The sequence below is a fragment of the Nonomuraea antri genome (genome assembly GCF_013283785.1).
Taxonomy (GTDB): domain Bacteria; phylum Actinomycetota; class Actinomycetes; order Streptosporangiales; family Streptosporangiaceae; genus Nonomuraea; species Nonomuraea antri.
The window spans coordinates 1-16,605 of sequence record NZ_JABCPZ010000004.1 but is presented as its reverse complement, the minus strand read 5'-3'; the positions used below and the strand labels follow the sequence as shown (position 1 = coordinate 16,605).

Below are 16,605 nucleotides of genomic sequence, written 5' to 3'. Positions count from 1 at the left end.
GACGAGCACGCATAGCCCAGCCGATCGCTCAGCTGGGCTATATGTGGACCGAGTCAAGACGCGCGTGTCGGCAGCCGCTCAGCGTCGCCTCTGGCAAAGCGTCCCTTCAGACCGCATTCGGGGCAGCTCTGGTCCCGGCGAATCCCGTCGTAGTACATCTCGTTTGATCTCGGCACCCAGCGCTGGAAGTCGTGTTGAGCGTCCTGGTGCAGGAGACCAAGCACACTGAACAAGAAGTCGTTAGCAGCGTGGGCAGTCGCGGTTGCGTTCAGCGTGATCACACTAGGCGCGATCACTGTGGGGTCGTCGACATAGCGCTGGGCGCGGCGCTCATCGGGAGCTAGGGCCTCTTCCTGAAGGCGCGCTGCGTTGATCAGCCCGTTGCACCACAGACAGCCGAGATCCGGTGTGATTGGTCGGTGGACACTGAAGACGTCGAGGATCTCGCCAGTGCTTCGATCTGCTTGGACCTTGGCACCCACTTGGACGCCCGGGATGAGGTACTGGTGGACGAGTGCGTTGAAAACCAGGCGCGCCTGCATGGTGTCAGCGGCAAGGAACATGAAGTCGCAATCCACCAAGCATTGCGCCACGGCGGCATCCGCGATGTCGCCGAAGATGGTCTCGATACGAGCCTTCGGATTGGCCACTCGTGCGACACGTGCGGCGATGCGCACCTTGGGAGTCGCTGTTCGGTTGCCCAACCGGCGCATCCATTCAGGGCGGTTGTCTCGAGTGAACCAGGTCCGCGCATCCCACCGGGTGCTTCCAACAACGCGTGGGAGATTGGTGAGCTCGATCCGTTCGGGGTCGATGACTACTAGGTGCCCTACGCCGAGCCGAGCGAGGTATTCCACCAGCAGGGAGCCCGCTCCTCCGGCGCCGATGACTGCAACCTTGAGACGATTGAGAAGAAGTTGTCCCCGGTCGGAGAACCAGCGCGTCTGCCGATCGTAGGCTGAGTCCGCCAGATCGAGCGAGACCGGTGGCGACGGGTACAGGCTCCGCCATGAGCGTCCGACGACGCGTGCTTCGGCGAGATCCTGCCGTGTGCCATCGGGGAGCCAGAGGTCGCCCGCGACGGCCTGTTGTGCGAAGACCAGGGCCCCGACGGGTTGGCCACGCAGAATATCCCGAAGGGCCGGATAACCGCGTTCGTGGGAACGCAGGTCAGTTGATGAGAACGACACTGATCGCGTGCCGCCGTGGCAGTGCACGCTGAGGTAGGCAAGCCGCTCATCGCGGCAGTACAGGGCCGCCTCCCGGACGAAGGCAGCGGTCAACATTCGATGTCCTCGCGTACCGGGGACATAGTCGCGTCCGTCGATCGCTGGAATGACCTCTCGGGCCAAAAGGCGTCCCCCCTTGGAGAGGGAGGCCACTCCCGCGGTGAGGACAGCTGCATGCTCTTCCCCGTCTCCAGGAAACAGCTGATCGTGTAGCTGGCGCATGACGCTTTCGCTGAGCGTCAATGTCCAGGATTTCATGGACGGGTGAGCAGCCACTCGATCACCTTCACCAGCTTGATCACGGCGGTATCGGTCACTGGGTTGAGACGATTGGAGCGCCGAGAGATCTGGATGGCCGGCCGCCCCTCGAATGAAGAGACACTCATGGCCTCACCCAAGGGGCTTCCGTCACACCGGGCGAGATCACCACGGACGTAGTGCGGATACACATCGGCGTACGGATATTGAAAGGTGATCCGGAAGCCGATCCAGGACTCGGTCTGCTGGTACAGGTCACCGCCGAGGGTGATGCTCTCCACAATCACGAAAGCACCACCCTCATTGTCTTCGCGCACCGTGACCTGACTAGGGTCCACCTGCAGACGGATCCCCTCAATCCCCTCGGCCACCTGGCGGTTGAGCGTCATGTCAGGAGTTGTCGTCGTCCGCAACGGCAGTGAACTTGGAGTTCTTGTTCACCGTGACCACGTCCGAATCACCCACCGACCTGGTGTGGTGGTTGGACAGTTCCTCCGACAGCAGGAAGGAGAGCTCGATGGGGACGCCCTGCTCGATCGCGGCCTGCTTGATCTGCAAACCAGTAACGCGCGGGCCCTCGATGTTCACCGATCGCTCGTTGACGATGATCACGACCACACGGTGACCCGTCTGCTCGGCTTCGGGCATGGCAGTCATACCTATCCTCCTGGATAGTTGCGATACTGATAGCGGATTGCTAGGCGTCAGCGCCTCTACGCTGACCCGGATGGCGCAGGGCAAGCGTCCTGATGTCGACGGACTCGCCGCACTTGCTGCATGGTCAGGACTCAACACCAACGACTTCGTCCGTTCAGAGAGCGAGACGACTGCAAAGCCAGAGGCGCTCGCGATGATCTCGACGTACCTTCGCAGTGATCCCCACCTATCGGACGAGGCAGCGGTGGCTCTGGAGGAACTCATCAAGGCGACCTACGAGCGACTGCGGAAGGACGCTTAGCCCCATGGCCACCCAATACCGGCGGGGCTTCAAAACCGAGGCAAACGACATCGCCCGCGAAGTACGCGCAGAACTTGGCATCCGAACCGTAGACAGATTGGACCCTCATCAACTGGCGGCACACCTGGCCATCCCAATCATCCCCTTGTCGGACTTCGAAGCCGACGCACCACTCGCACATACCCAATTCGGCAGCAAGGAGACCTTCGCCTTCTCCGCTGTCACCGTCTTCTACGGAAGCCAACGCACGGTCGTCCACAACGACTTTCAGCCACTCGGGCGCCAGGCGAACAACATTACGCATGAGGCCAGCCACGGCTTGTTGCATCACCCCCCGACACCAGCCATCGATGACCGAGGCTGCCGAAACTGGCGTAAAGACATCGAGGACGAAGCGGCTTGGCTTGCCGGCGTGCTGCTAATCCCAGAAGAAACAGCCTTGTACATAGCGCGCCAGCAATGGCCTATGGAGCAGGCCGCAGAGCGCTTCGGTGTAAGCGTCGACCTCCTCAGATGGCGCCTCAACAAGACCGGCGCGTACAACCGAGTCAACCGAGGACGCGGCTTTGCCAAGCGTCTTTAGTCGCCTCGGCCCGCCTCCGGACCGAGGAGTGATGGTCAGATGGCTCTCAGAGATCGTCTGGGAGCCATCCGTCGGATTGTCTCCGCTCCCGGCGCGGAGCCTCGTTGCGGACACCGGCGTACGCGCGACGCCGTGGCCGCATCTAGATCCAGCTGGCGCAGGCGGCGGGTTCCCCCGAGCGTGCGCACGGTTCGGATGCGAACCCGCGTCGGCCAAACGGTAGCCGTACGGCGGGCGGCCGCCGAGAACTCGCCCTTGGTCGGCATGCTGGTTCCGCATCGCGGCCAGCAAGCGATAGCGGGCCCGCAGCACCTTCCGCTGTGATTGCCCGACCAGCGACAGCATCAGCGCCTGATGTACCGGGTTTCCTGAATCTACCGGCCCACCGGCTCACGACATCTACAGCTGGACGCCGTAGAACTGAAAAGGGGCAGAAGTCCGCGTGAGCTGATCCGCAGGAGTGACCTGCTTCGCCGTACTGCACTTTAATGCAGAGGAGACGCAGGTTTCATGGGCACTTCATGCCGGCCTGTTCGGGATGGCTTGTTAGTTACGCAGGTGCCGTGTGTTTCGTCGGTGGCCTCCCGTAAGCTTCTAGCATGGCCTACACTGCGACGGTTTTCCGTGTCATGATCGCATCCCCGTCCGATGTAGCGGAGGCGCGCGACGCGGTCGAAAAGGCGATTCATGGGTGGAATGACGCGAACGCGAAGAACAAGGGTGTTGTCCTCCAGCCGTGGCGCTGGGAAACATCTGCAGTACCTGAGCTCGGTGGACACCCTCAGTCGCTGATCAACTCTCAAGGTGTCGATAGTTCGGACATCGTCATCGCTCTCTTCGGCAGCAGGCTTGGCTCTCCGACCCCCGAGGCGGCTTCGGGGACGGCTGAGGAGATCCAGCGCGCCGTTGCCCACGGAAAGCCGGTTCATGTCTACTTCTCCATGGCTCCGCTGCCGAACGATGTCGATACGGCTCAGCTTGACGGTCTTCGACAGTTCAGAAAGCAACTCGAACCTCAGGGCATCCTTGGAGAGTTTCACAACCCGAGCCAGCTCGAGCACGAGGTTTGGAAGGCCATCGAGCATGACCTCGCCAAGATTTCCCCAGTTGAACCGGTCCTCCAGCATGACGTAGCCCCAACAGTGGATTTCATAGTTCAGCCTCAAGGGGAGCGTGAGATCTCCGGCAGCGACACGAAGGGAAACCCGAAGTACCGGACACGAAGGTGGCTGGAGGTCACTAACCGCGGGACGAGCGATGCCGAGAAGGTGTCCTTCGAGGTTTTGGGCAACTCCGGGCTGCTCCTGATGACGTCCGAGGCTTCGACCGTCATTCATGCTGGTCAAACACGGACAATCCCCATGGAGCTTCCCTGGGTGGGTGGAAGCGACGCGCCTGTGGTCCGATTGCACTGGATCGAGAGCGACCAACCCCAGTTCAAGGATTTCCATGTCGGTTAACACGTTCGTCGCCAGGCGGTTTGAGGTCTACGGATCCTGTGGTCGCTCCAGGCATTGATGCCTAAAGGCGATCTGCAAGATCGATATATAGAGTCGGCGCCCGTGGGATGGTGAAGCGGCTGCGCCTCGGTAAACGTTGGCCTGGCGCGAACGATCCACCGACGGGACCGCTCCAGCTGACCGCTCAACCGGGCGCGGGTTTCGCATGTCAGGCGACAGGAATGTGATGTTTGGGGATGGGGATACCTCTGGGCCATGTGCGTCCGGTGGCGCTAAGTCCTCGGACACGTACCTTTTCACTACGTGAGGGCTGAGATGGATCTCGGCCCTCACTTTTGCTTGTCCGGGGTGATAGGTCAGGCGCAGGCCCATCCACTGATAGGTCTCGTGCTTGCGCTTCACAGGAGCATCGGCGACGGCTCTGGCCATGTCACCGATCTCCGTCACCAGCTCGGCGATCTCGGTTCTGGACATCGGGGCACCCTTCCGGCTCTGACGCAGTTCGGCTTCTGCCTTGAGTCGTTCAGCCTTGGCCTCGTTGACCCATCGGCCGATCTCGGCCGGGTCGCCGCCGGCTTCGATGGCGGCGCGGTAACGGGCCAACTTGGTCTCCACGTCCGCGATCCTCTTGCGGGTGGCTTCGGTCATCGCGTCGTGGTTGCGATCCGGCTGGTCGGCGAACATGTCGTCGATCGTCTGGGTGAGGCGGTGTGGCGCGAACACCTTGGAAAGCCAGCGGTCGACGCGGGGCAGGATGGCGTCCTCACGGAGGTAGACGTTGAGCGGGTGCTCGATCTTGTTGCCCAGCGCGTACTCACGGGCGAAGGCGCACCGGTAGTAGGCGGCCTCGTTGATCCACTGACTCTGCATCTTGCGAAGGCACAGGCCGCAGCGGATCGCGCCCTTGAAGGCATAGGGATGGCGGGTGCGATGCGGTTTGTGCTCGCAGGGTCCTCTGCCGCGAGCAGCGAGAATGTCTTGCACGTTGCGAAAGGTGTCGTCGTCCACGAGCTGGGGATGCACGGCCTTCTTCGAGAAGATCCACTTGTCGGAGTCGTTCCAGCGCTGCTTGGTGGTGTGCCCGAGCGTCACGTCATCGACATCCAACAGCACTTCGTCCTTGCGCTGCCGGTTCCAGACCTGGCGGCCGGTGTAGCGAGGATTGGTGAGAATCGTCCGGACGGCCCCCTTGGACCAGGCGATTCCTGACCGGTGCCGGTTCCGCTTCGGGTCATGGGCCGAGGGACAGGGGATCCCATCTCGCGTCAGTCCTTCGGCGATCGCGAAGAGACCGCTGCCTTCCAGGAACTCAGCGAAGATCCGCTGGACGACCAGGGCGGCGTAGGGATCGAGGTCCAAGCCGTGAAGCCGTTTGCCGTCGGCGGCCTTGGCCGGGTTCGGGTGCGGCCCGAGATCGGTCAGGAGATAGCCGTAGGGCGGACGTCCGCCGAGGAAGCGTCCCTCGATCTCCGCCAGGGCGCTCATGGCGGTCCGGACTCTGACCTTGATGCGGTTCCGCTCGCCCTTACTGACGCCGCCGAACATCATCATGATGAGTTCGTGGGCTTCGTTGGTCGGGTCGATCGGGCCGCCCACCTCGGGTACCCACAGCGGCACTCCGAAGTGGTTGAAGATGTCGAAGGTGTTGCCGAACTGGTTGCCGTAGAAGGCACGCTGCGGCTCCCCGACGACGACGGCGTCGAAGGCTCTTCGAGGGTTTCTCAGCTCACCCAGCAAAGCACCGGCTTCCGGGCGGCGCTGAGGCGGGATAAAGCGGGATTTGTCGATGTCGAAGTGCTGTTCGACGATCTTTCCTCCGCGTGGCTCTATGAGCATCTGAGCGCATCACCGCCCGCGCCGCCAGCGCGACCAGCCCGCTCGCCGCCGCACCGGCCTGATCCGACGCCTTCCACCAGACAGGCGGAAAGCTCCCCGCGCTCGCGGAACAGGGCCGCCTTACGCGCGGCCTACGGGACATACTCGCCCACCACGTCCTGTTCACCTGGAACCGTGCGGGCATCCCCGCCCTCACGCAGGCGCAATACGCCGCCACCGCCGCCGACCTGGTCTTCCACCCCGGCCAGGCGTCGCCACCTGCGGCTACTCTCGGCGCGGTGACAGGTGACATCGACCCCACACCCAGCCCTGAGCAACTGCGCGACGCGCTGGCCGATTACATCCGCGGTCGCGGCACGTTCACCACCGAAAGGGTCGAAGCCGCCTTCCTGACCGTCCCCCGGCACCTGTTCCTGCCCGGAGAAGAGCTGCAGGACGCCTACGCCCCGAAAGTGATCAAGACGAAGTACGGCCAAGACGGCACGGCCATCTCCTCGGCCTCCAACCCGAACCTCGTCGCCGCGATGCTGGAACAGCTCGATCTCCAACCGGGCCAGCACGTGCTGGAAATCGGCGCAGGCACCGGTATCAACGCCGCCCTCATGGCCGAACTGACCGGCCCCGACGGCCAGGTCGTCACGATCGACATCGACGATGACATCGTCGAGGCGGCGCGTCGCGGCCTGCGGGCGAGTGGGTACCAGCAGGTCGAAGTGATCTGCGGCGACGGTGCGGACGGCCACCCCGCAGGAGCGCCGTACGACCGGATCATCGTCACCGCCGGTGCATGGGACCTGCCGCCCGCCTGGTGGCAGCAGCTCGCGACGGACGGTCGCATGGTCGTACCGCTCGTCCTGCACCCCAGCGGCCTGACCCGCTCGCTGGCACTCGACCTGCAGCAGCCGGATCTGATGACGTCCAACTCAGCATTGGTGTGCGGGTTCGTCAACATGCGCGGCTCGACCGCACACGACGGACACACCCTACGCCTCGCCGACGACGTGACCTTCAGCATCGATCGCGCCTCGTCCAGCGGAACGGATCTGTCCCGTACCCTCACCTATCCCGCCCATCAGGAGTGGACCGGCATCGAGATCCGCGACGAGCAACCCGTCGAGCACCTGGACCTGTGGCTGGTCACCACCGGCAGCCGCTTCGGCCGGCTGTCGGCCGGGCCGGACGCCCGCGACCGCGGCATCGCCACCCCCGCGCTGCGCTGGGCCGGGGCCAGCTTTTACGACGACAGCAGCATCGCCTACCTGGCATTGCGTCCGTTCGAGGACGGTTCGCGCGGAACCGGTCGGCACGAACTCGGCGTGATCGCGCACGGCCCGACCTGCACCGAACTCGCCGAGCACCTGGCCGGACTACTGCACACCTGGGACAAGACGCGCCCAGCCCAGCCCCGCATCACCGCCCACCCGGCAGGCACGGCCGAGCTGCCACCCGGATATGTGATCGACCGGCCCGGAACCCGGCTGACCGTCGCCTGGTGACAAAGACGCTCTCCCTCGAGCTCTGCCGACAGGAGGTCAGGATCGTGCACCGCATCGGCCTCGCGCCCGCCCCGCTGGAGGTGGCGCGACGCTTCCCTCTGGTACCACGCCCGCGCGTGGTGTGCCGCACCCTCGAACAACGCGTCGCCCGAGTCCAGAACCGGGCTTGTCTGGCAGCCCAGCGTGCGGATGATGCTGCCGCATGTCGTCGTGACTCACCTACTCCCCCAGGTAGATGACGACAGAGCAGTGTGGCTCGGGCGTTGGGCCCGGGCCACACTCTCTAGAACGGCCAGGTCGCGTTGCGGCTGGCCTCCAGCAGCGGGATCATCTGGAACGCCTGGTCGGAGAGACCCCCGAAGGTGTGCCGGTTGCTCTGCCCGGACGGTGCCGCGCCGTGCGAGTAGCCACCGAAGTTCCACATGTACAGCGGCACGCTGGCCGGGATGAGGTCGTCGACGCGCGCCTCGTGCCCGCCGCCGTAGTTGTAGCCGTTGGACGGCAGCCAGCCCGGCCGGGTCTGCTCGTCGGTGACGATCACGACCCGGGTGTGATGCGGGCGCAGGTGCGCACGCACCGCCGACGGGATGTCCGTCCCGTCCAGCCGGCGGAACCGCTCCACGACCTTCAGCACCGACTCGCCACGGCTGAACGGGACGGGCCCGTTCGCGATGCCGAACTCGACCAGGTCCGCGGCCTCGGCGCGCAGGGCGATGGCCGCGCCGAACACCGCGGCGGCGTCGGCCCACGGCATGTCGGAGTGCTTGGACATGGTCTGGAACCACATGGACGGCGACCGGTCGACAAGCACCAGCGTCCGCCCGGCCAGCGCGGGCACGTTGGCCAGCGAGTGGCCGAGAGCCTGCTCGAGCGGGTAGGCCCAGCGCAGCGACGGCGCTGCCCGGTAGGCGGCGAGGAACCGGAAGGGGAACTGCCGGGACCGGCGCACCTCCTCCGGGTCGGCGAGCCGCGCTGCCACGGTGGCGGCCACGACGTCACTGACGTCGGCCTGGTCGAAGTTGCGTAGGTTCCGCGTGAGCGACATCAGGCCCATGGTCGGGATGATCGACTCCCATGCGCCCCTGCCCATCGGACCCTGCAGCCAGCCGGCCAGCGACTCCCACGTCATGCCGGCCGCGGCGAGCCGCTCGGGCTCGGCGGCGAGCACCGCGGCGCGCGCCTCGACAGAGAGCGCCATCAGCTCGGCGCGCGCGGCCAGCATGCGCAGGCTCACCGGGATGGGCTTGTCCCGGTTGTGGCGCCGGTCCAGCGCATGCTGGAACAGGTCGCCCTGCCACGCCTTGCCCGGGTCGGGGCTCGGGTGCACGAGGTCGATCACGTCGCCGAACCGCCAGCCGCGGCTGTCGCTGTCGTACTTGAGCAGCGACTTCTCGCTGTACAGCCGGGCCACGGCGTCGGCGATGCCACGCTTGATCGGCTTCGGGATCGCCCGGCCGTAGCGGGAGGTCCAGTAGGCGAGCGCCTCGCCCGGCTCGTCGGCCCGCTGCAGCACGCTGGCCAGCAGTTGCCGGTTGTGGCCATGCTCCCCGGCCGCCAGGCGCGCTCGGACGGCCTCCAGCGCGGCCACGATCGGCGCCGAGCGCATGTTCGCCTCGCCGCGCAGCCATGGAAGGAACCGGGCCAGCCACTCCCCGTCCTCGACGGCGACCTGGTGGACGAGCCGGCTGAATCGGTCGTCCCGGGCGCCGGCCTTCTCATAGAAGGTGTTCTCGCCGACCATGTTCGACACGGCCAGCAGGAACAGCTCGCTCTTGGCGTCGCGGGAGTAGCCGGGGGCGCCCTCGTACGTACGGCCGAACGGCGTGGCCTCGGTCTTGACCGGGCTGGTGGCGGCCGTACGGGTGCGGGCGGTGTTGAACTTGCTCATGACGCGACGAACCCCCTCGTAGGTGATCGAGAGGGTTTCGCTCAAGAACGCGCCCGAGATCGAGTCGGCGACGGTGCAGCTGCTCTGCCAATTGAGCTACGAGAACCAAGGTCCCCGGCAGGACTCGAACCTGCAACCAGCCGATTATCAGTCGGAAGTAGCCGTTGCCTGCGCACCGGGCACGTTCTGAAGTTGTATCCCTCCCGAGATCAAAGTCGGCGACGGTGACGTAAGTGTCCTAGGCCTCTAGACGACGCTCGCCGTAGCGAGCGGCGGGATTCGAACCCGCGTCTCTCCTTTGAGAGAGGAAGTAACCGTTGCCTGCGCACCGGGAAGGTGCATATTCGGTTGTGAGGCTCAGAGGTCGGGGACAGCGCCGGATGGGTTTCTTTGACAGAGAAGTAACCGGGGCTTTCGCACCTGAGCTGTGGCCAGCGTAGCCGAACTGTTGCTGATGGGCACCTGATTAAACGTCAATCAATATGATGAAGCAGAACTTGTCCGCCCAACATTTTTGCGTCACGGCTTCTTCCAGAACGCCGGGTCATTCCTCGACGGAGCATCTGGACGGAGGGCCGACGGCGTCGCCTCCTCCTCGTCCCGGTCGTTCGGGTCCAGGTCGGCGAAGACGCCGTCGGCTTGTTCGACGATCACGTCGAGGTCGGCGGCCATGTCGTTCGAGATCTCATCTTGCAGTACGCCGTTGACGAGGTACATCTCCACCTGGCGTGGAAGATATAGGTGATCGCGTCGCCCGGGAATGGCGCGGGCTCACGGGGGAGGAGGCCATCGCGACGTGCCTGCACGCGCTCTGTCTCCGCATCACCGGGCAGCCGGTCGAGCACATGGCCACCGAGATGACCGATGCCTATCTGCGTCTCCCGCTGACGGCTGAGCATGCCGTCTTCCTCGTCCAGCTGGGAGTATGCGTGTTCCATCTTGCCGCCACGACCTGTGCGTTACGCCTACCTCTGCTACGCCCGCCCGTTCCGCGAACACGTCCGATGCAAGGGCACCGGCCGCATCTCCTATCTGTTCGGCCATGGCTGGCGCTTCTGCCCGCGTTGCAACGGCACCGGTCTGCGCCTCAGAATCGGCCGCCGACTGTGGAATCACGCTCGCCGACTCCATCGCTGACCTGCCCCCTGTACGAGACGTGTGGAGGGAGGTGAGGCTCAACGAGGACCCTCATCCCAACGAACCCGAGGAGATTCCTAGCCAAGAGCAGTGCTGGGAGGAGTTCTGGAAAGTAGCCGCCTATGTGCTGGCCAACATCGAACGCCGCCGTCACGCCCGCCAAGCACGAGAGATGGAGGAATGAGGCAGCGCGCCCCCCGGCGCGCTGTGGGCAGAGCCCAGTCTCCCCTGCTCGAACATGCAGAAGGCCCCCTCAGAAAGAGGGGGCCTGTCTAGGCGACCGCATCACCCCCGCTCGGGGTGACGGTATCGCCGGCAGCTGCTCGCGGTTTCTCTACCGCTGATGTGTCATCTGGCGCTTCTTCTAACGCTTCAGACTCTTCCTGTGGCTTCTCTTGGCTCCATCGGACTGAGATTTCCTTCCAAGAGATGCGAACCTCTCCACTGCCAAGCTTGTACTTGTGGGCCGCTGCCAGGATTGCCCTGACGCCCAGGATCGCAAGCAAGCTCAACACCAGAAGAAGGGCCACACCGGCGGGACCTACGCCCGAGAGCCATGCTCCCGGATTGGCCCCCATTGGTCGTTTTCTCTCAGCCCATCAGCAGAGGTGAGCTAAGCATCTACCCTCCCCGCAGCTAATCCGAGTGTGAAAGATCCGTCTTCACGCACGCCAGACGATCACGCGTAACGCAGCACTACGAGTGTTGTCAAAGGGCAGCGCCGTCAGCTGTCCACCAGTCGATCCCTCTGGCGACAACTTCGTTCAGCCACAAGGGGCGTGGCTGAATGAAGCGGCCTGCCTCACCACTTCTGCACCGACGAGACGTTGCCGCACTGCCACCTTGGTGGTGTTAACCCCTTCAGGAGACAGCGTCCTGATCATACCGAGCGGCGCCAGACGGCCATCGGTGATTCAACAAGTACAAAGGAGATCACGATCATTGACCGTCATGGCCCCGACCGTCACCGATGCTCCTGATCACGCCAGGCGGACACGGTGCTCGCTCCACTGCGGCAGCACATAGATCGGGAAGGGTGGTGAAGATCGCGCCATAGTCCGTCCCGACCGCAGCAGCCGCAGCCTTGGTGGCGCGCAGCGCCTCATCCGCCGCGGTGAGATTCGCGTCGATCTCGGCTTCCTGCTCCTTGTCGTCCTCCTCGCCCACACCCCCATCAGGGTCTGTGTACAAGTCGAGCAGCCGCTTGCGCTTGGTCTTCAGACGCTTCACCTCGCGCTGGCACGCCTCTACGTCCGCCGTCGCCTGCTGCGCGGCGAGCACGCGCCGCGCGTCGGCTTCGATGTTCTCTCCGCCCTGTGCGTTCTCCAGGACCCAAGCACGGATGGCGTTCTGAACGCGGTTGTAGCCGATGCTCGCCCCCGGGCACGTGCCGCTCTCCTGCATTCGGCGGCAGCCCCCGTGCTTCCGCCCTTGGTGGCGGACATGCGGTTCAGGCATTGGGCGCAGAACACCAGTCCCGAAAGGGAGTGAACGGCGGTCCGGAGTCGTGGGGCGGTCTGTTCGTTGGCGAGTCGCTTCTCGCGGTTCGCCTCCCACAGTTCGGCCGAGACGATCGCCTCGTGAGCGCCCTCGCGCCAGATGTCGTACTGGCTGATGCGTTTTCCGGTGCTCTCCGCATCCCGGATCTCTGAGCGTTCGCGGATGAGGCCGGCGGCGAAGCCATTGTCGAGTATGCGCCCGAGTGAGACCCCGGTGTACGGGCTTCCTCGCGTCGTCCGGTACCCGTCGGCGTTGAGTTCCAAGGCGAGTTGGCGCATGGGCTCACCGGCTGACGTTCATAGAGAGCCTTGAGCAAGGGCGCGGCCCCGCTCCCACCCGCACTATCCCCGCCTGCGGAAGGTGTTCCCCCCTCCGCTCAAGCGGAAGATTGCCCGCCCGCAACACGGCAGGGAAGTAGGCAACCTCATGGATGACGCAGGCGATTCCGCCGAACACTTCACCGTCTCGATCGGGCTGCACGAGAGCTTCGTCGTCACCCGCGGCTGGCGAACTCGACTACACCTCGGCGGGTTTGGTCCACCGGCAGGTGAAAGATGCCTGGCAGACGACCGATTCAGCGGGACTGGTCCTGGACCTGAAAGGCGTGACGTTCTGCGACTCCATGGGCGTCGGGGTGCTGGTCCTGCTGCTCAGGCAGAGCCGGGAACAACAGCGCAACCTGGCCTTGTCCGGCATCCCGCCCCTGCGGGAGCGGATCTTGACGATCACCGGCCTGCGCACCGCGTTCCAAGTCGAGACATCGGTGGAGGAGGCCATCCAGACGGTGCAGGCATCGCCCCAGCCCGACGCTCCGACAGCACCGGCTCATCGGCCTGACCGACACAGCGACAACGGCACCATGACCCCCGCCAGCACATCCTGTCGGGGGTCTATTCACGCTTCCGAACTCACGCCCCCCGCGTCTATCGGCGTACCCCTAGGCAGGTACGAGTAGACGTACAGAGCCAAGGCCGGCGCCCTCACCTTGTCACCACCCAACATGTGTGCTCAGCATCTTGGCGCAGGTGCGGACGAGCGGTTCGGCCTTTCCGGGCGCCGGCACCTGCTGCTGGATCGTGCCGGCGAGCTTGCCGACAGTCCTGGCGGTGAATCGGCGATCGCGCGCGGCGCCTAAGGCCACGCTCAGCGCGAAGGCGTTGGTGTAGCCCACCTTCCTTGCGATCGTGTCCACCGTTTGGTCGGTCCCGCACGCCGTCGATCAGCGCCAGCACATGCAGGCTTTTGAAGATCCGGCCGTAGGTGTCGACCGGACGCAGGATGTCCGGCCACCACCGGATGACCTTGCCCAGGTCCAGTCGCCCGCGCGTCGGCGCGTTCAGCGCCCCGTAATCGGCGTCGGCCTGCACCCGCCACAGCTTCTGGTCCGGCAGGTCGGCCGGTACTCTTCATCCAACAAATGCGCGAGCCCGAATACCAGATCGCTGTAATATCCGGTATCGGTGACAATCACGTCAGCCCGGCGGTCCTCGCCCGAGCCGAAGATGACATCCAGCGCGTGCAGGCAATCCCGGTCGGTGCCGGACACGATTTTCGACGCGATACCGAACGCCTGATCCTTGATCATATTCAACCATGCGATTCCGCGTTTCCAGCGGGAACCCCGTTAACGTCGGATTCCGTTCCAAATCTCCCCGACACTAAACCCGGTTCGCCGTTCCACTCCTACTGGCAGGCCATTTCCTACTTCCCGGCGGTCCGTCTCAATCGACGCGGATCGCTGCTCCATGCCGCCCGTCAGAACATCCCGCGGGGAACCTGGGCGGCTTCCGGCACCGGCTGGAGGACATCCCAGTGCTCGACGATCTGCCCGTCGATCATCCGACAGATGTCAACGACGGCGACGCCGCGCGGGTCATCGTCCGTGACCATGTGGTAGTGCATCACCACGTACTCGTCGTCAGCGATGACCCGTTTGAGGGCGAGCCGGGCACGGGCCACGGGAGCCTCGGCGATGAAGGCGATGAATGCCTCCCGCCCGGAGGGATTGCCCGGACTGTGCTCGATGAAGTCCTCGTGCAGCAGGGTACGGAGGACGTCGATGTTCCCCGCCGCAAACTGGTTGAAGCCGTGCAGGACGAGCTGCTTGTTGCGTGCGGCCTTGCTGTTTTCGCTCATGCTGGCCACCGTCGCAGCCGCCGCCCGGCCCTGTCGATTACATGGCATGTAATCGAGATCCTCGATGAGGCGTGGCGATAATCGCCCCATGACGCAGGACCGGCCGGTGGGTGAGCTGCTGCGCGAGTGGCGGCACCGCAGACGGCTCAGCCAGCTCGATCTGGCAATCCAGGCAGGGGTGTCGGCCCGGCACGTCAGCTTCGTGGAGACGGGACGGACCATTCCCAGCAGCGCGATGGTGTTGCGCCTGGCCGAGCATCTGGGCGTCCCGTTGCGGGAACGCAACCGCCTGCTGGTGGCGGCCGGGCACGCGCCCGTCGTCCGGGAGCGGCCGTTGGAAGATCCGCACTTGGCCTCGGCGCGGAACGTCCTGCAGCAGATCCTGCGGGGGCACGAACCGTATCCGGCGCTCGCCGTGGACCGTCGCTGGAACCTGCTGTTCGCGAACAAGGCGATCGATGTCTTCTTGGAGGGCGTCGATGGGGCGTTGCTGCGACCGCCGGTCAACATGATGCGGTTGGGCCTGCATCCGGGCGGCTTTGCGTCGCGCCTGCGCAATCTGGGGCAGGTCCGCGCGTACCTGTTGCCCCGGCTCGCCCGCCAGGTGGCGCAGACCGGCGATCCGGAGCTGAGCGCGCTATATGGAGAACTGCTGGCCTACGGCCCCGAAGGCGATCCGCCGCCGCCCGATCCCGCCGACATCGCCCTGCCCATCCGCATCTGCCACCGCGGAGCGGAGCTGTGTTTCATCAACACCATCACGACGTTCGGCGCCGCCTTCGACGTCACCCTCGAAGAGATCGCCGTCGAGGCCTACTTCCCCGCCGATGACCACACCGCCCGCTTCTTTCGGAATGGATGCACAGCACCCTCTGAATGAGAGTCCAAGACACATCCTGGCTATGCACGTTTACCCGTACATGGACCTGCAGGTGAAGCCGTACGCCAACAGCGTCTCGCCTTCAAAGTTCACGCTGCCATAACCGACAGTGACCGACTGCAAGATCCAGTACAGGTTCAAAGACGGGCACTGAGGGGTTAGACCGCAATATGCACGAAGCGTGCCGTGGCCGGGTTTCGCAGTTGCGTGGGCGCGACTCGCTCCACATGATCGATGTGGCGTGCCGGGGGGATGGCGGACCGCGCCCTGAGGATCGGTGACCGACACCGGATCTTGAACAGCGACGTCGTGTTCGGACTGGTCCACCTGCTGGGCATGCAATATATCGGCCGCGCTGGACGATATCCCCGATCAGAAGGGTTGGCCTATCCAGGACGCCGGACCGCACCGATGGGATCACCGCCACACGCCGCATCGTCACGAACCCGACCGCTCTGGGCTGTCGCGTCATCATCCTCACCACCTTCAACACCGACGAACACGTCTTCGCCGCCCTGCGCGCCGGAGCCGGCGGCTTCCTCACCGAAGAGATCGAACCCGCCGAACTCCGCCGAGCGGTCGCCGCCGTCGCCGACGGAGACGCGCTCCTGTCGCCGGGCGTGACCCGGCGCGTCATGGAGCAGTTCGCGCACCGGCAGGACCTCACGCCCAGCGCGGGACAGCGGCCGGCCGCCCGCACCTCCCGGGAACTGGAGACGGTCAAGCTCGTGGCGCTCGGACTTTTCCACGACGAGATCGTCGAGCACCTCGTCATCAGTCCGCTCACCGCCAAGACCACATCACCAGGGCCATCGCCGAACTGAACGTGCGCGACGAGGTCCAGTCGGTCATCCTTGCCTACGAGAGCGGCCTGATACGGCCGGCACGTGACATTGCCGTGTGTCCGCCCAGCGCGGGACGAGTTGTTCCGCAATCTGCCGGCCGCTGCTCCCGCGGCCTTGGCGGCGCCGAGCCAGGGCCACCATGGGCTCGGCACCCCGTACGTCGGCAGGGATTGGACGACCCATGCGGCGCGACTGCGGCCCGTGGCCCGGCTCGCCGTGAGGCGCGCTCTCAAGCGGCTTGAGCGGTCGCTCCGCTTGTTGTCAGGGTTGATTGAGCGATCGCTTAAATCGTGCTGAATGAGGGGTTCACCATGGACATGGTCACCGCGTGCCGGATGGTTCCGTCGGTGCCGGTCGTGAAGACGGTGCTGAAGGCAGGGAGCGCGGGGGTGCTGGGGG

General features: G+C 64.9%; 19 protein-coding genes, 2 tRNA genes and 1 pseudogene. 8 read left to right on the top strand and 14 right to left on the bottom strand.

Annotation, left to right across the window (positions count from 1 at the left end; translation table 11 throughout):
* Nucleotides 1-53: 53 nt before the first annotated feature.
* The 3 genes from HII36_RS02030 to HII36_RS02020 form a co-directional block, all read right to left on the bottom strand.
* Entirely contained in the window at nt 54-1,286 is a 1,233-nt protein-coding gene (locus HII36_RS02030) for a ThiF family adenylyltransferase (protein WP_217369067.1), read from the bottom strand.
* Between the two features lie 197 nt (nt 1,287-1,483).
* Nucleotides 1,484-1,876: a hypothetical protein gene (locus tag HII36_RS02025; protein WP_173521290.1), complete on the bottom strand. Its 393-nt coding sequence runs from the start codon at nt 1,874-1,876 to the stop codon at nt 1,484-1,486.
* Between the two features lies 1 nt (nt 1,877).
* Nucleotides 1,878-2,144: a multiubiquitin domain-containing protein gene (locus HII36_RS02020; RefSeq protein WP_173521289.1), complete on the bottom strand. Its 267-nt coding sequence runs from the start codon at nt 2,142-2,144 to the stop codon at nt 1,878-1,880.
* A 70-nt stretch (nt 2,145-2,214) separates the two neighbouring features.
* Between HII36_RS02020 and HII36_RS02015 the strand changes: the two genes are divergently transcribed.
* The 3 genes from HII36_RS02015 to HII36_RS02005 all read left to right on the top strand — a co-directional run bounded on the left by HII36_RS02015 (nt 2,215) and on the right by HII36_RS02005 (nt 4,488).
* Nucleotides 2,215-2,445, top strand: coding sequence for a hypothetical protein (locus tag HII36_RS02015; RefSeq protein ID WP_217369066.1), 231 nt, complete (start codon nt 2,215-2,217; stop codon nt 2,443-2,445).
* Between the two features lie 4 nt (nt 2,446-2,449).
* Nucleotides 2,450-3,028: an ImmA/IrrE family metallo-endopeptidase gene (locus HII36_RS02010; RefSeq protein WP_173521288.1), complete on the top strand. Its 579-nt coding sequence runs from the start codon at nt 2,450-2,452 to the stop codon at nt 3,026-3,028.
* Nucleotides 3,029-3,627: 599 nt separating this feature from the next.
* Nucleotides 3,628-4,488: a DUF4062 domain-containing protein gene (locus HII36_RS02005; protein ID WP_173521287.1), complete on the top strand. Its 861-nt coding sequence runs from the start codon at nt 3,628-3,630 to the stop codon at nt 4,486-4,488.
* Nucleotides 4,489-4,515: 27 nt separating this feature from the next.
* Here the strand turns inward: HII36_RS02005 and HII36_RS02000 are convergent, their stop codons facing one another.
* The gene (locus HII36_RS02000; protein ID WP_173521286.1) at nt 4,516-6,324 is read right to left on the bottom strand and encodes a recombinase family protein; all 1,809 of its coding nucleotides are present in this window, start codon (nt 6,322-6,324) and stop codon (nt 4,516-4,518) included.
* Nucleotides 6,325-6,602: 278 nt separating this feature from the next.
* On the opposite strand from HII36_RS02000, the gene fxlM reads away from it, so the two are divergent.
* On the top strand, nt 6,603-7,820 hold the full coding sequence (gene fxlM / locus HII36_RS01995) for a methyltransferase, FxLD system (RefSeq protein ID WP_328807557.1): 1,218 nt from the start codon (nt 6,603-6,605) through the stop codon (nt 7,818-7,820).
* Between the two features lie 283 nt (nt 7,821-8,103).
* Here the strand turns inward: fxlM and HII36_RS01990 are convergent, their stop codons facing one another.
* From HII36_RS01990 to HII36_RS01975, 4 genes are all read right to left on the bottom strand, one after another.
* Complete coding sequence (locus tag HII36_RS01990) at nt 8,104-9,708, bottom strand: TROVE domain-containing protein (protein WP_173521285.1); 1,605 nt, start codon at nt 9,706-9,708, stop codon at nt 8,104-8,106.
* Between the two features lie 109 nt (nt 9,709-9,817).
* Nucleotides 9,818-9,891: transfer RNA gene (locus tag HII36_RS01985), tRNA-Ile, on the bottom strand.
* 81 nt (nt 9,892-9,972) lie between these two features.
* Nucleotides 9,973-10,035 (bottom strand) — tRNA-Ser (locus HII36_RS01980).
* A 192-nt stretch (nt 10,036-10,227) separates the two neighbouring features.
* Nucleotides 10,228-10,425: a hypothetical protein gene (locus HII36_RS01975; protein ID WP_173521284.1), complete on the bottom strand. Its 198-nt coding sequence runs from the start codon at nt 10,423-10,425 to the stop codon at nt 10,228-10,230.
* Nucleotides 10,426-10,876: 451 nt separating this feature from the next.
* On the opposite strand from HII36_RS01975, the gene HII36_RS01970 reads away from it, so the two are divergent.
* Nucleotides 10,877-11,029 carry a hypothetical protein gene (locus HII36_RS01970; RefSeq protein WP_173521283.1) on the top strand — a complete coding sequence of 51 codons (153 nt, stop codon included), beginning with the start codon at nt 10,877-10,879 and terminating at the stop codon, nt 11,027-11,029.
* Nucleotides 11,030-11,784: 755 nt separating this feature from the next.
* On the opposite strand, the gene HII36_RS01965 is transcribed toward HII36_RS01970, so the two are convergent.
* Together HII36_RS01965 and HII36_RS59100 are read right to left on the bottom strand one after the other, a co-directional pair.
* On the bottom strand, nt 11,785-12,249 hold the full coding sequence (locus HII36_RS01965; RefSeq protein WP_236003106.1) for a hypothetical protein: 465 nt from the start codon (nt 12,247-12,249) through the stop codon (nt 11,785-11,787).
* 140 nt (nt 12,250-12,389) lie between these two features.
* Nucleotides 12,390-12,623: pseudogene (locus HII36_RS59100) on the bottom strand (recombinase family protein); the annotation flags it as partial.
* A gap of 152 nt (nt 12,624-12,775) precedes the next feature.
* Here HII36_RS59100 and HII36_RS01955 point away from each other — a divergent pair.
* Complete coding sequence (locus HII36_RS01955; RefSeq protein ID WP_173521280.1) at nt 12,776-13,300, top strand: STAS domain-containing protein; 525 nt, start codon at nt 12,776-12,778, stop codon at nt 13,298-13,300.
* Between the two features lie 33 nt (nt 13,301-13,333).
* On the opposite strand, the gene HII36_RS01950 is transcribed toward HII36_RS01955, so the two are convergent.
* The 3 genes from HII36_RS01950 to HII36_RS01940 all read right to left on the bottom strand — a co-directional run bounded on the left by HII36_RS01950 (nt 13,334) and on the right by HII36_RS01940 (nt 14,481).
* Complete coding sequence (locus HII36_RS01950; RefSeq protein ID WP_173521279.1) at nt 13,334-13,537, bottom strand: hypothetical protein; 204 nt, start codon at nt 13,535-13,537, stop codon at nt 13,334-13,336.
* Nucleotides 13,538-13,681: 144 nt separating this feature from the next.
* Entirely contained in the window at nt 13,682-13,945 is a 264-nt protein-coding gene (locus HII36_RS01945; protein WP_328807564.1) for a Tn3 family transposase, read from the bottom strand.
* Between the two features lie 155 nt (nt 13,946-14,100).
* Entirely contained in the window at nt 14,101-14,481 is a 381-nt protein-coding gene (locus HII36_RS01940) for a nuclear transport factor 2 family protein (RefSeq protein ID WP_173521277.1), read from the bottom strand.
* Between the two features lie 88 nt (nt 14,482-14,569).
* Between HII36_RS01940 and HII36_RS01935 the strand changes: the two genes are divergently transcribed.
* A complete protein-coding gene (locus tag HII36_RS01935; RefSeq protein WP_173521276.1) occupies nt 14,570-15,361 on the top strand; it encodes a helix-turn-helix domain-containing protein in 792 nt (263 codons plus the stop codon).
* A gap of 386 nt (nt 15,362-15,747) precedes the next feature.
* On the opposite strand, the gene HII36_RS56275 is transcribed toward HII36_RS01935, so the two are convergent.
* Entirely contained in the window at nt 15,748-16,014 is a 267-nt protein-coding gene (locus HII36_RS56275; RefSeq protein ID WP_236003104.1) for a hypothetical protein, read from the bottom strand.
* Between HII36_RS56275 and HII36_RS56270 the strand changes: the two genes are divergently transcribed.
* Nucleotides 15,997-16,185 carry a helix-turn-helix domain-containing protein gene (locus HII36_RS56270; protein WP_236003103.1) on the top strand — a complete coding sequence of 63 codons (189 nt, stop codon included), beginning with the start codon at nt 15,997-15,999 and terminating at the stop codon, nt 16,183-16,185. The two genes, HII36_RS56275 and HII36_RS56270, sit on opposite strands and share 18 nt — an antisense overlap.
* The last annotated feature ends 420 nt before the right edge of the window (nt 16,186-16,605 follow it).